Source organism: Pedobacter sp. KH_004 (assembly GCF_057840755.1).
On the sequence record NZ_CM174519.1, the window covers coordinates 2,267,737 to 2,280,355 of the forward strand.

At 36.5% G+C, this 12,619-nt stretch carries 14 protein-coding genes; 7 read left to right on the forward strand and 7 right to left on the reverse strand.

The window, feature by feature from the left end:
• Positions 1-27 precede the first annotated feature (27 nt).
• Both AC3ITD_RS09695 and AC3ITD_RS09700 read right to left on the reverse strand, forming a co-directional pair.
• On the reverse strand, positions 28-396 hold the full coding sequence (locus AC3ITD_RS09695) for a response regulator transcription factor (protein WP_489366032.1): 369 nt from the start codon (positions 394-396) through the stop codon (positions 28-30).
• Positions 397-588: 192 nt separating this feature from the next.
• Positions 589-1,311 (reverse strand): LytR/AlgR family response regulator transcription factor, encoded by a 723-nt coding sequence (locus AC3ITD_RS09700; RefSeq protein ID WP_489366034.1) that lies wholly within the window; start codon positions 1,309-1,311, stop codon positions 589-591.
• A gap of 628 nt (positions 1,312-1,939) precedes the next feature.
• Between AC3ITD_RS09700 and AC3ITD_RS09705 the strand changes: the two genes are divergently transcribed.
• From AC3ITD_RS09705 to AC3ITD_RS09715, 3 genes are all read left to right on the forward strand, one after another.
• Positions 1,940-2,236, forward strand: a complete 297-nt coding sequence (locus AC3ITD_RS09705; RefSeq protein ID WP_265800570.1) for a hypothetical protein — start codon at positions 1,940-1,942, stop codon at positions 2,234-2,236.
• A gap of 6 nt (positions 2,237-2,242) precedes the next feature.
• Complete coding sequence (locus AC3ITD_RS09710) at positions 2,243-4,072, forward strand: tetratricopeptide repeat-containing sensor histidine kinase (protein ID WP_489366037.1); 1,830 nt, start codon at positions 2,243-2,245, stop codon at positions 4,070-4,072.
• Positions 4,073-4,149: 77 nt separating this feature from the next.
• Positions 4,150-5,808, forward strand: a complete 1,659-nt coding sequence (locus tag AC3ITD_RS09715; RefSeq protein ID WP_489366039.1) for a carboxylesterase/lipase family protein — start codon at positions 4,150-4,152, stop codon at positions 5,806-5,808.
• Between the two features lie 77 nt (positions 5,809-5,885).
• Here the strand turns inward: AC3ITD_RS09715 and AC3ITD_RS09720 are convergent, their stop codons facing one another.
• A complete protein-coding gene (locus AC3ITD_RS09720) occupies positions 5,886-6,347 on the reverse strand; it encodes a PA2169 family four-helix-bundle protein (RefSeq protein ID WP_265800575.1) in 462 nt (153 codons plus the stop codon).
• Between the two features lie 212 nt (positions 6,348-6,559).
• Between AC3ITD_RS09720 and AC3ITD_RS09725 the strand changes: the two genes are divergently transcribed.
• From AC3ITD_RS09725 to AC3ITD_RS09735, 3 genes are all read left to right on the forward strand, one after another.
• A complete protein-coding gene (locus AC3ITD_RS09725) occupies positions 6,560-7,312 on the forward strand; it encodes an SDR family NAD(P)-dependent oxidoreductase (protein ID WP_265800578.1) in 753 nt (250 codons plus the stop codon).
• A gap of 159 nt (positions 7,313-7,471) precedes the next feature.
• Positions 7,472-8,704: a PQQ-dependent sugar dehydrogenase gene (locus AC3ITD_RS09730; RefSeq protein ID WP_489366042.1), complete on the forward strand. Its 1,233-nt coding sequence runs from the start codon at positions 7,472-7,474 to the stop codon at positions 8,702-8,704.
• A 241-nt stretch (positions 8,705-8,945) separates the two neighbouring features.
• On the forward strand, positions 8,946-9,119 hold the full coding sequence (locus AC3ITD_RS09735) for a hypothetical protein (RefSeq protein WP_463485967.1): 174 nt from the start codon (positions 8,946-8,948) through the stop codon (positions 9,117-9,119).
• A gap of 45 nt (positions 9,120-9,164) precedes the next feature.
• Here the strand turns inward: AC3ITD_RS09735 and AC3ITD_RS09740 are convergent, their stop codons facing one another.
• The gene (locus tag AC3ITD_RS09740) at positions 9,165-9,350 is read right to left on the reverse strand and encodes a hypothetical protein (protein WP_265800583.1); all 186 of its coding nucleotides are present in this window, start codon (positions 9,348-9,350) and stop codon (positions 9,165-9,167) included.
• 199 nt (positions 9,351-9,549) lie between these two features.
• Here AC3ITD_RS09740 and AC3ITD_RS09745 point away from each other — a divergent pair, with 199 nt between their 5' ends.
• A complete protein-coding gene (locus AC3ITD_RS09745; protein WP_463485965.1) occupies positions 9,550-9,780 on the forward strand; it encodes a hypothetical protein in 231 nt (76 codons plus the stop codon).
• Positions 9,781-9,882: 102 nt separating this feature from the next.
• Here the strand turns inward: AC3ITD_RS09745 and AC3ITD_RS09750 are convergent, their stop codons facing one another.
• The 3 genes from AC3ITD_RS09750 to AC3ITD_RS09760 are packed head-to-tail and all read right to left on the reverse strand — an operon-like array spanning position 9,883 to position 12,463.
• Positions 9,883-10,593, reverse strand: a complete 711-nt coding sequence (locus AC3ITD_RS09750) for a hypothetical protein (protein ID WP_489366045.1) — start codon at positions 10,591-10,593, stop codon at positions 9,883-9,885.
• Between the two features lie 41 nt (positions 10,594-10,634).
• Positions 10,635-11,756 carry an outer membrane protein assembly factor BamB family protein gene (locus AC3ITD_RS09755; protein ID WP_489366047.1) on the reverse strand — a complete coding sequence of 374 codons (1,122 nt, stop codon included), beginning with the start codon at positions 11,754-11,756 and terminating at the stop codon, positions 10,635-10,637.
• A complete protein-coding gene (locus tag AC3ITD_RS09760) occupies positions 11,750-12,463 on the reverse strand; it encodes a hypothetical protein (RefSeq protein WP_489366049.1) in 714 nt (237 codons plus the stop codon). Before AC3ITD_RS09760 ends, AC3ITD_RS09755 begins: the two co-directional genes overlap by 7 nt.
• Positions 12,464-12,619: the final 156 nt, after the last annotated feature.

The following is a 12,619-nucleotide window of genomic DNA, read 5'->3' on the forward strand; positions in this document are numbered from 1 at the left end:
TAACTTAGCAATTTTATTGTCGGTTGACTAATTATGTTGACCGACAAACCCTCCTACTCTTTGCAATAGATCAAATATATCGAATGGTTTTGCAATAAAATCCTCCGCCCCACATTTTTTCTTCATTTCGCTAAGCGCAGCATGTGCACTCATCATCATAATGGGAATATTCTTAGTTTCCGGATCTTTTTTAAGCATTTCGCACACATCAATTCCATTGCCATCAGGAAGTTTTACATCTAACAAATATAAATCTTGAGAACCTTTATCATCAAAGGCCATGAACTCTTTTACATTCGAAAATCCAAAAACTTCATAATTCTCTTCAGTTAAAATCAATTCAATAATCTCTTTAATACCCTGATCATCCTCGAGCAGGCATATTTTCTTACCCATATAATTCTAAGTCAAAAATTAGTTTGCAAATGCTTATTCACTGTGTGAAACCACCAATATGCAAAATTGTTTTAGTTATAGAGTAGAAAATTGACATATGTAAACAAAAATCGAAAGATACAAGTTGGTAAATCTTATTTTGCTTAGAGTTTTCTATGGCATGAAAGTGTTTAGCAGTGCTGAAGATCAATCTTAAAACAGTTTTTGCATCAACATTTCCTTTTTTTGAACCGAGACCTCTATTTCTGCACCATCTGATAATTCTAGTGTCCCTCCATCTCCTTTTCGATATTTTACCACGTAATCTAAATTAACAATCACCGAACGGTTTACCCTCATAAATTGGGCATCATCCAAAACAGGTTCATATTCTTTCAATGTTTTCGAGACCACAATTTTTTTGGCATCTGCAAGTATAAAAACACTATAATTACTCATAGCCTCAACCCGCACTATATTTACCTTATCGATTAAATAAATCCCCTCGGCAGTGGGCAAGGCTAGTTTATTCTTAGGTTTTTTTTCTCGTATAATAACTTTGCTATAAGCTTTTTCGAATACTCTTTTCTTAAGTCGGTTAATGGCCGTTTTCAACTCGTCCTCATCTACAGGTTTCATTAAATAATCAACAGCGCTTAAACGGAGTGCCTCCAAAGTGTAACTGTCATAAGCAGTGGTAAAAATTACTTCAAAGTTGAATGTGCCCAGGCGTCCCAAAACCTGGAAGCCGTTCATTCCTGGCATTTCAACATCTAAAAAGAGCACATCTAAATCTAGTTTAGCAATAGCATCAACAGCTAGTGTAGCATCATTAAATACGCCAACCACCTGTAATTCATTTTCAAAAACATCAAGCTTGTGCGCAAGCAATTTGCTTCCTCTAATTTCATCGTCTAAAATTGCTGCTCTTAACATCGATTCATCATTTTTACTAAATTTCGGGTATTTATTTTTTGGAAGCAACTTGAAACAAAATTTAATAGAAAGGTAGTTAAACATATTCGGATAAATCTGACCGAGATTGATCCGCTAGATGCCTTTCCTCTGTAAATTTATAACCCATATTCTTCACATTTTCTGGTAATGATTGCAGGCGTAGTGTTGATGAGTGAATACAGGCTTACAATGAGTAAAAAAATTGAATAGAGTTACCTATGCGAGGAGGAAGCATGGAACGCAAAAAGTATGAGATTTGAGATTTATGTGAAAACCTAAGTAGAAAATCGTTTAATCCTAATTGATTCATTAATTAAGCCAGTGGCAAACTAAATTCCACTTTTTACTTGGGCTATATTTCCTCATCATAAAACATAGAAATAATATCCTACCACCGCATAATTAGCTTCTTTATCGGAACATCAATACTAACCTACTGATAGAAGGGCATTTAAAATGATTGGAATACTAGAATTAATGATTGAACATTCATTCCTTTTTACATTTATTATTCTAATTTAGGTATAAATAAATCTGCACAGTTTTATACGTATAAACTTGCAGAGATATGTAACAATAATTTACTCCAAAATTTAACCAAATTCGGATGAACGCACCTAAAAAAAACGCCAACATCGGCAAATCTTCAGTGGCTGGCAAAACTGCAAAACCAAAATTATTCGAGAAATTAAATCCGGCAAAAAAAATCCAGTTTGTAGTAGGAAAAGATGTAGATTTTAATGATTGTGAAATTAGAATCACCTTCGAGGGGAATAATATTGTCACTAAGTTTCTTTTAAAAGGTGTACCTATAAGCGAGCAGGTAATTCTAGTGAAACCAAAACCAACTCCACCTCCTATCCCTACGATTGAATTTAAACAGGCTAATCAGATAAAACTTTAGCTATCGATGCTTTCCCCGAGATATTGCTTAGTTGCCAGTTTATTATTAATTCATTTCTTGGGGTTTTCTCAAAGTAAGTACAAGCTATTGGTAGATTCTGCAAGGCTCTATACCAAAAGTGGCAAATATCAAGATGCAATTAACCTCTTATTTAAAGCCAAAGCACTTAAAGGAATAGATAAAAACTACTCGGAGAGAATTAACATGCATTTGGGAAACAATTATGAATCGCTAAGCAAAATAGATTCGAGCATATTTTATTATGGTGAAGCGATTAAATTTTGTGAAAGCAAAAAAGATTATCCTGCCCTATCGTTTTTATTCAGTCGGCTAGGCAACATCGAATTAAGCTTTACAAAGCGTTATCCTACTGCAATTAGCTACTTTAAGAAACAGCTCTATTTTGACAAAATCCTAAAAGATAGCACCTACTTATTTGATAACTTAAATAATATTGGCCTGTCATTCAAAAGCTTAAATAAACTCGATAGTGCACTTTTTTACTTCAACAAAGTGACGCAAGATCCGTCGAAATTTAACAATTCTAAAAATACGGCATTACTATTTACTGCAGATATTTATTCTTTAAAAAAGAACTATAATAGTGCTTTAGCCAATTACAAACAAGCCATTAAAGGCTTAGCATTGGCTAAAGATAGTATTGGTCTATATGCAGCCTACGCAAATATTGGCGATTGCCTTATGCAACAGAATAAATTTGATGAGAGTATTGAAAATTTAAGAAAGGCAGAGAAATATCTATCACCTTACATTACCGACGCAAACAAAGCTGTTTTATACCACAATTTTGCTTACGTCTATGGCCAACAACAACAATTCGATAAGGCATATTACTTCAAAAATTTAGAAAATATCACGAAGGATAAAATCAATACCGAAAGTATTGGTAACGCCGTTGCTGAAATGGGTGCAAAATACGAGCTACGCCAGAAGCAAGACAGTTTATTCATAAATAAGCAAAAATTGGTACTTGCGAACGTAAAAACCAGCCAAAAAGAACGAAATTTTGTCATTTTATTAATTGCTTCAATAGCTATTATAATTTTTATTTTCAGCATCTACCGCATTAGGCAGCTGAGGTATAAAAACACCTTACAACAAAAACAAGCCGAACAAAATGCGCTCAATTTAATGCACCAATACCAACTTTCAGAGAGCGAACTTAAATCAATTCGTTCGCAAATGAACCCGCATTTTATTTTCAATGTATTAAATTCCATAGAGTCTTATATCATGGAAAATGATAAAAAAACAGCTTCCCGCCTAATTCAAAAATTTGCTGCATTAAGTAGATTGATATTGGAAAATTCAACCAAAAGCTTAGTCACGGCAGATAAGGAATGGAAAGCCTTGATGTTATATACCGAATTGGAAGCCATGAGGTATGCTGGTGCGTTTACTTATGCTTTTGAAGTAGATGAGAATATTCAGTTAAAAACAACTTACCTCCCACCTATGCTTATTCAGCCTTTGATAGAGAATGCTATTTTACATGGGTTAATACAAAGTGATAAAAAAGATGGCCATTTATCTGTAAACATTAAAAAGATTGAAAACGGGATTTGCATTACGGTAGCCGATAATGGAGTAGGATTGAATCACAAAGAAAAACCTTCGAGATTTGCTGATATAAAAGAACAATCATTAGGACTGGCATCTATAAAAGAAAGAATCAAAATGATTAATAAACAATATAATGACTGTGCAAGCTTTACGCTGCAATCTGGAGCAGATTCAAAAGGTGCAATTGCCGTTTTATGCCTACCGGTTTTCGAAGAGCAAGAGTTGCGAGGCAGATTAAGTTTAGATGGATAATGATTACAAATTGATAATAAGATTGTTGCGTTTCTACGCTATTGCTGATGGTGAGTTTATCTATCTTTGTGATACAAATGAATATCCCCATCAAGCCCAATTGCATACTTAAAGTAAGTATCGTCCTGCTCATTTTCTTCACTACGTTAAATAAATCTTTTGCGCAGTCTTCACCTTCATCTGTTGCATATGTAACTGTTAATGAAGGAAAATTACAAGGCAGAATTGAAAACGATGTATTTGTTTTTAAAGGTGTGCCTTATGCTGCGCCACCCCTTGGGCCATTACGTTGGAAAGCACCTCAACGGCTAGCCCACTGGTCTGGCATACGCAAAGCGACAGATTTTAGTGCCCGTCCAGTTCAAAAATCTGGTATCTTATACGAGTTTCGATCAGAAACCATGAGTGAGGATTGCCTTTATCTTAATATCTGGTCCACTGCAAGACGTGACGATAAGCCACATCCGGTTTATGTGTTTATTCATGGCGGCTCATTTATTCATGGAGATGGATCTCAACCCGCTTATGATGGCGAAAGCATGGCGAAAAAGGGTATTATTTATATTTCCATCAATTACCGATTAGGTGTTTTTGGCTTTTTAGCGCATCCTGATTTGGGTAAAGAGAATCAATTTGGTGCATCGGGTAATTATGGCTTGTTAGATCAGGTTGCTGCATTGAAGTGGATAAAGAAAAATATTAGTGCTTTTGGTGGAGATCCGAAACACATCACTATTGGTGGCGAATCTGTTGGCGCTCAATCTATAAGCGCTCATATGGCCTCGCCGTTATCTAAAGGGTTATTTTCTGCGGCCATCGCACAAAGCAGTTCTTTACTCGATTCAAGAAGACTAATCAGATCAAAACAAGCATCAGAAAAACTGGGAACTGACTTTGCCCTTTTCACCAAAAGCACTTCCATTGAAGAAATGAGATCCATTGATGAAAAAACTTTGCTGAAGCTTGCATCTAAAGGAGATCCACGGCGCTTTAAGCCAACGGTTGATGGTTACTTTTTACCAAAATTCCCAACGGAGGTTTTCGAAGCTGGTGAACAAGCTAAAGTTCCGTTACTTGTTGGCTGGAATGCTGATGAAGTACCTTCCCTGGCTTTTTACAGGTTAAAAAGGGCGACACCAGAAAACTTTTATAAGAGAGTGCGAAAAATTTATGGAGAAGATGCAGCCGAGGTACTAAAATATTATCCAGTAAAAACGAAGAAGGAGGCAAAAATAGCAGGTGCAAAAGTAGGTAGCGATTGGCTTATTAATTTTGGTACCTGGCGGTTGGCAGAACTTCATGCAAAGAGCTCAGCACCTGTTTATCGATACTTATTTGATCAACCCCACCCTGGTTTAACACCAAAAACCATTAAAGATGGCAACGTTTTTCAGGTGCTGCTTAAGAAAATGATTAATAGAGCTATTACAGGTTCTGCTTTTCACGCAGCTGAAATTGAGTATGCTTTAGGGAATTTAGAAGTACAAAAAAATTATGCATGGAAGCCGGCAGACTATCAGGTTTCGGAACAAATGCAGGCTTATTTCTCAAATTTTATTCACAATAGTAATCCAAATATAGGAAGCAACAAGGTAACGCTTGTGAATTGGCCGCAACAAACAGCAGGGGCAAAACAAGAATATCTTCGAATTGGTTTGCCGAGTAAAGTAGAAATAGAACGCGACACCACGAGAGATAGATTTTTGTTATTACAGCGAATCAAGTTCGCTGAGTAAACTTAGAAAACCTCATCCAAAAAAGATGACAAAAAAAAGCCCGCTGGAGATCTTTCAGCGGGCTTTCAGGTTAAATTTTATAATGCTTTATGTGCATCTCTTAATGCTTTAATCGCATCATGGCTAATATTAATTCCATCTTGTTGTTTTAACAAAACAGTTCTTACATTTTCGCCCAATTCGTTTTCTTGAAGTGCATCTCTGTAAGCTTTTTTGATTGCATCTTCACCTCTTTCGCATTCTGCTAAAATGCTATGGCGATCATCACCACCAAAACTTGCTTTGATATCGATCCAAGCTCTGTGCAATGTACCTAATATCGTGTTTCCAGTATCTGGATCTTCGTTATTCCTACCCACAAGACCTGCAAGTTCGGTCACGTTGTCTCTACTGTCTGAAGAAAGTTTCTCAAAAGTCGCTTTTAAATCGATGTTCTCATCGCTTAAATCTTTCGATGCTTTATCAAAACCATCTGCTCTGTCGTTGTTAATTTGAATAAGGTCATTTAATACCTCAACTGTTTTTTCTTGATTTTCCATAGTAAATTATGATTCTATAATTGGTAGATGGATTTACAACAACATCGTTCATTTAATGTTTTATTAATTGAAAAATACTTCCATACTTTTAAACCGTGAGATGTAAATCTTAAATCCTTCGATCATTTATCCATTAGGTTTTATAAAACACTTTCTGCTGACAAACATAAAGTTTAGAGAACCGTTACTTCTGTATAATAATAACAAATAATATGGCAAGTCTAAAAAACAAGGTGGCTTTGGTATCAGGCGCCGGCTCAGGAATTGGCAGAGCAATTGCCATTACCTATGCACAAGAAGGTGCGAAAGTGGTGGTGGCTGATATCAATGAAGAACATGCAGTTGAAACAGTCAAATTAATTACAGACACTGGCGGCGAAGCAATTGCAGTAAAAGCAGATTCTTCCAAAGCTGAAGAAAACAAAAGGCTGATAGATGAGGTCGTTCAAAGGTATGGTCGCCTGGATATTGCGTGTAACAATGCAGGCATGGGCGGACCAGCTAAACCAACAGCTGAATACGAGCCAGAGGAATGGGATCGGGTAATTGATCTTAATTTAAATGGTGTATTTTATGCCTGTAAATATCAACTGGCTCAAATGGAAAAGAATGGAGGTGGTTCCATTGTTAATATCGCTTCCATTCACGGACAGGTAGCTGCACCAAATAGTCCAGCTTACACGGCTTCCAAACATGCTGTAGTAGGTTTAACTAAAAATATTGCAGTAGAATATGCCCAGAAAAACATTCGATGTAACGCTGTAGGCCCTGGCTATATCGAAACCCCTTTACTTACTGCAAATTTAAATGAAGAAGGCTTAAAAGCGATAGCTGCAAAAAGTGCCATTAATAGATTGGGAACCGTTCAGGAAGTCGCTGATTTAGTTGCATTTTTAAGTTCTGATAAATCATCATTTACAACAGGTGCATACATTATTACTGATGGTGGATACACCGCGGTATAAATTGATATCAACCTACAGCAAAAGATCAGGGCACCCCAAGCCTGATCTTTTTTTTGTGAAAATAGCTTACTATATATACCGGCTAGTGGAGTTTTTAAATATTTGCAAACCAATTAGTTATTGCTCTGTTAATCATAATAGGAAACTAAATACATACCTATGAGATTCACAATTAACTCCATTTTTATAGGATTTTTCCTATTGATCTTATCTAGTTGCTCGAAAAATGAAAATTTAAAAGAAGTTGACCCTGGTATTAGCGATGGGCCAGGTGTTGAAACTACTGCTCCAAATACCAGTTACTCTCCTGCTTTTGCAGGCCAGACCAGAGTAAGAGCTGTGCGGACAACAGTTGCATTTCAAGGTACGGCTATTAGTACAGGATTGAATGCACCTTGGGGAGTGGCAGCACTTCCTGACGGCAGATTGTTAATAACCCAAAAGGCTGGAACAATGCGCATCGCAACTACAACTGGTACGCTTAGTGGCCCCATCACGGGTATACCAGCAGTTAATCCAGCTGGGCAAGGTGGATTGCTTGGTTTATGTATCGATCCTCAATTTGCCAGCAACAGAATGGTATACTGGGTATTTTCAGAAAATGTTACCGGTGGCACACAAACATCGGTTGCAAAAGGAAGTTTGGCACAGAATGAACTGTCAATAGAAAACGCAACAGTAATTTATCGGGCTGGGCCAGCCTATAATGGAACTCTTCATTATGGCGGCAGAATCCTTTTCGATAAAACAGGGAATTTGATTGTAAGTACGGGTGAACGGTCAGACCTGGCAACAAGACCACTTGCACAGTCTGTAACTGCAGGACTTGGTAAAATTATCCGTATTAATACTAGTGGGCAACCTGCATCTGCAAACCCGACATTTTCTAATAGTGCAGCATTGCCAGAGCTGTACAGCATTGGACATAGAAATCCTCAAGGGTTGGCCCTTCATCCGACTACCGGAGAAATTTGGCAAAGCGAACATGGCCCGCGTGGTGGTGATGAAATTAATAGGCTGCAAGCTGGACGAAATTACGGCTGGCCAACAATTACTTATGGAATAGAATACAGTGGAGCCGCTATTGGCGGTGCCATACAACAGCAAAATGGCCTGGAACAACCCTCCTATTATTGGGATCCAGTTATTTCTCCAAGCGGTATGGTTTTTTATACTGGCAATAGAATTGCTGAATGGCAAAATAATTTGTTCATTGCTGCCCTAAGCGGTACGCATATCGTCCGTCTAGTCATCGAAAATAATAGGGTAATTGGCGAAGAGCGATTGCTGGCAAGCGAGAATCAAAGGTTTAGGGATATTACGCAGGGTAGCGATAATTGTTTATATGCAATAACTGACGGTGGAAGATTGTATCGCATAGATAAATCTTAATATCAAAAAATACGAAAACTTATTTAGTCGGTGCAGCAGAAAATATTCAGGTGCACCTTTTTTTTTTGCGACAAAGCTTTGGATCTTAGATGAAATTCAGATACAATAGTGAAAATTCTCAAAAACAGCCTAAAATGTAGCTAAATAACTGGCTATTAATAAAATATATTATTAAATATTTGGGAAAGAAAAGTCAATTTGCTATATTCACGATAATTAACAGCAACTAAATCAGATCATTATGAAAAATTTCCTATTTTTCCTATTTTCTTCTCTGATATCTGCTGCTGCAGTATTCGTTTCACAAAAGATTTCAGATTTTGAGTTGGGAATTAGTACAGTAATTTGTATTTGGACTCTATTTGCCTGGAGCCTGATTAATAAAGCTAGCCAGGGCACCGATAGCCATAGCTAACTTTTATTATCTTACTACTAAAGTTGTAAAAGTGGAAGATTAAATTTAGTCTTCAGGGTTTCCGGCTGCATTGCCAGCTAAATCTCCAGCTACATCTTCATCCTCATCCATCTCGCCTGTTAGCCCCTCCTGAACATCGTTGTCTTCGTTTGTCTCTTGCTTATAGCCTGTTTCTTTATGCTGATCATCCTGATCATCATTCTGAATTTTGTGTTTTGGATCCGTATTCATAACAAATTAGATTTTTAACAAAACAACAGTGTCTAGAAGAAAAAGGCTTTCAAAAATTAAAATCGAAAGAATATAATTAAATAAATCACAGGTAATCAAGCACATCCTTATCAAAATGTTAAAAACCCGATGATGTTGAAAAAATCAATCAAACAAATGTTAAGGTAAGTCCTTTAACTGTTATCTAAAAACGAATAATATGCAAAAGACAACTACTCCACCAAACGATCTTCAACAGTTTATTGAAAAATTTCAGCCAAGTAAGTTTAAGTTATTGAGCAGAGGGATAGAAATAAGAGGCAATAACGATGTTTACAGAAGTATTACCGCAGCTAAAGAATTGATAGAAAAAATGAAACTAAGATTAACCGTTAAACATTCTGCAGAGATGGCCATGTACGGTGGCTTCGAAGTAGTACATGCTGCATAGATTTTATATCCCCAAATGCAATTATGTTTTTGGGGATATATTATATTATAGGTAAAAAGGTAATTTTAAAATTGACTCATCCCAACCTTCCCTGATATTCTCTTAGTAATATGATATTTTTCGAATTTTAGTTTCAATAACTACATTGCTTTTATCGTAGGTGACACATTTAATCATGTCGCCATTTTTGTCATATTGATAAACTAGTCTGCCATTGGGCACTTTTTCTTCAGGATAGTAGTAAACCAAGGTTTCGACATTGTCCTTTTTCGCATCGTAATTGTATTTTTTTCTCGAGTACCACTCACCGTTCTGCTGATACTCTACTTCCTCGGCTATTTTATGGAAACTATTATACTTAAATTTCTTTTTGACATTACTGACTTTATCAAATTCTTCAACTTTATTTCCTGAGGCTTCATACTTAAAGTCGATTTCAGAAACAATCTTTCCAGAATTGTATTTAATCGTTTTTATTACGCGTTTCTTATCATCAAATCTCTCAATGAATTCCCACCCTTTGTCGTCGTTTTTTTCGCTCGCCCGCCAAGGTTCAGTGCTTTTAAATTTACCATTCTCGTACATCTTGGTTTCCTTTGGCGCTCCGTTTTTGTAAAACGTTGTAGCTGTAGTAAACTGTCTTTTACCCAGCGTTGTTAAGGCTTCTATGCTAGTACTTACTTCCTTCACATTTTCTTTTACGCCAAAAAAGTCCTGAAGTTCCTTTTTTTCGGCTGGAGTAAGTTTAGGCCCTTCCTGGGCATTGCAAGAGGTAAGTAGATGTAAGGCAATAATCAAAATATAGTTTTTCATCTGTTGTAAATGAATTCGGCTCTTATAATTTCTGCAGCATCCTATTCCGCAAACATATAGGTATTATCCACCCTGTGTTCGGGATCTATATTAATGCCTTTGTAAAAAACCGCTTCATGCTGCAAGCCTGCATCAATGCTATACATTACCCCGTTTTGGCAAGTATAGTAATAGTTGTTATTGGCAAGATAAAGGATGCCATAAGCTTCGTTAGCCAGTTTTTTACGAGCTACAATTTTGCCATCGTCATCTAACTTTAATAACTCTTTTCGGGTGCTCACCATCACGCCATCATCACATTTGGCCACACTAAGCAATGCATTGTCATCTTTATACAATTCGGTTTTCCAAAGCAACTCCCCCTTTTCTTTATCTACGGCAAATAAGGTGGAGCCGCCAAAATACACGGCTTTGTCTGTAATAAGCATGTTGTGGGTAGAACTTTGCGAAGTATTGTCTGCTTTATAATCCCAAATAGAATTATATTCAGGTGTAAAGGATGATAACAAATTGTTCTGACTAAGTGTAAAAATATTACCACCATCGATCACCATTTCATTGGTAACAGGTTCGTTTTCATCATAATTAACAGAGGAAACTTTTTTGCCGGTTTTGATATCAATCGCAATCATACTTCCGTTTAAGCTGACCATTACCAGGTTTTGTAACACTTTAGGACTCGAATAAATGATGTTGGGATTGTAATAAATCCAATTCACTTTTTTAGTCGCTATGTTTATCGATTTTATTTCACCGTGGCTGTTGGCAAAAATAAGATTGCCGTTTACCAATAATGGGTATTGGTAAAACAATCGAAATGCTACCTCATTGAAATCAAAATTATAGAGCTTTGCCTCTGGCCCATCAGTATCTTTTATTTCCCACACCTTATTGCCCGTTTTTTTATCGTGTTGTATAATTGAGCCATCGATATAAGCTTTGGTCAAATGTTTTTCGTCAACGGTAAAAAAGTTAACCTCATCATTTTCTGCCTTATTAAACGCTTCAACATGCCACAACAACTTCTTGTCTGCCAGGTTAAATGCATATACATCATTTGCGCTGGTGGTTAAATACAGGGTTTTCTTGGCTTGATCTTGCTCTTTTTTAGTGCAAGAAAGCAGTGACAAAATCAGCAAAGAAAGGATTGAAAATCTTACCATGGTTTTTTATTTAATACATAATCATATGGAATGCTTTGGCTAAAATCGGCCAGGTGCCAGGTTGTAGCGTCTGATTGATATTTTACAAAATCATAAATTACATTTAAAGGCGCCTGAATATTACCCAGGTTTCCATGCTCTTTATTAAATGCCGAAACCATTGCCGTTACTCTGGCTATTTCTGTATCTCCATCCAGTTTTTGTAAAGGGGCAGCATAACAGGCTCCAATTTTTATATGGGCTTTATATTTTAAAAGCAAGCTTGTCACTTCATTCTGATAATTTCTAACAATTGCCTGTTGTGCTTCATCGTCACTTGGTTTATCCTCGTCAATTTTGAGCTTAGAGAAATCTCGCTTTTTATATCTATTGATATCCTCCAATACACTCTCAGGAATGAAATCCTTATTTTTGATGGCATTCGTCCACATCGTTGTATCTACAGGACTTTGAGGTGCCTCTATCAACACATCTACCATATTCGGCCTTGTATTTGTTTCGGCCTGCATACGCTTCATACTTTCGTAATTAGCCCAATCTTCTTTGCTATAGGTTAAATATTGCTGTACCTTATACATCGGACTTTCTAAACTGTCTTTGTACATATATTCTATCCCAATAATGATAATAACTAGACCTATGATAGATAGGCCAACAATTTTCAATATTTTTTTTGATTTCGATTTTCTTCCAGGAACTGATTGCATTTTTTTAGTCGCTAAGTTCAATATAACTCTAAAAATAAAGTTTCAGCATTAAAGTATTTTAGCTGATGTGAATTCGCTGGAGTTAAATGATAATTCGCTGGCTTTTTACTGTTTTTCGGAAAGAAACTAATGGATCGATGCATGAACTGAAAAGAA

Bases quoted from the DNA above. Each gene is read 5' to 3' on its own strand.
- AC3ITD_RS09695 (WP_489366032.1), bottom strand. From the start codon at position 396: ATGGGTAAGAAAATATGCCTGCTCGAGGATGATCAGGGTATTAAAGAG.
- AC3ITD_RS09700 (WP_489366034.1), bottom strand. From the start codon at position 1,311: ATGTTAAGAGCAGCAATTTTAGACGATGAAATTAGAGGAAGCAAATTG.
- AC3ITD_RS09705 (WP_265800570.1), top strand. From the start codon at position 1,940: ATGAACGCACCTAAAAAAAACGCCAACATCGGCAAATCTTCAGTGGCT.
- AC3ITD_RS09710 (WP_489366037.1), top strand. From the start codon at position 2,243: ATGCTTTCCCCGAGATATTGCTTAGTTGCCAGTTTATTATTAATTCAT.
- AC3ITD_RS09715 (WP_489366039.1), top strand. From the start codon at position 4,150: ATGAATATCCCCATCAAGCCCAATTGCATACTTAAAGTAAGTATCGTC.
- AC3ITD_RS09720 (WP_265800575.1), bottom strand. From the start codon at position 6,347: ATGGAAAATCAAGAAAAAACAGTTGAGGTATTAAATGACCTTATTCAA.
- AC3ITD_RS09725 (WP_265800578.1), top strand. From the start codon at position 6,560: ATGGCAAGTCTAAAAAACAAGGTGGCTTTGGTATCAGGCGCCGGCTCA.
- AC3ITD_RS09730 (WP_489366042.1), top strand. From the start codon at position 7,472: ATGAGATTCACAATTAACTCCATTTTTATAGGATTTTTCCTATTGATC.
- AC3ITD_RS09735 (WP_463485967.1), top strand. From the start codon at position 8,946: ATGAAAAATTTCCTATTTTTCCTATTTTCTTCTCTGATATCTGCTGCT.
- AC3ITD_RS09740 (WP_265800583.1), bottom strand. From the start codon at position 9,350: ATGAATACGGATCCAAAACACAAAATTCAGAATGATGATCAGGATGAT.
- AC3ITD_RS09745 (WP_463485965.1), top strand. From the start codon at position 9,550: ATGCAAAAGACAACTACTCCACCAAACGATCTTCAACAGTTTATTGAA.
- AC3ITD_RS09750 (WP_489366045.1), bottom strand. From the start codon at position 10,593: ATGAAAAACTATATTTTGATTATTGCCTTACATCTACTTACCTCTTGC.
- AC3ITD_RS09755 (WP_489366047.1), bottom strand. From the start codon at position 11,756: ATGGTAAGATTTTCAATCCTTTCTTTGCTGATTTTGTCACTGCTTTCT.
- AC3ITD_RS09760 (WP_489366049.1), bottom strand. From the start codon at position 12,463: ATGCAATCAGTTCCTGGAAGAAAATCGAAATCAAAAAAAATATTGAAA.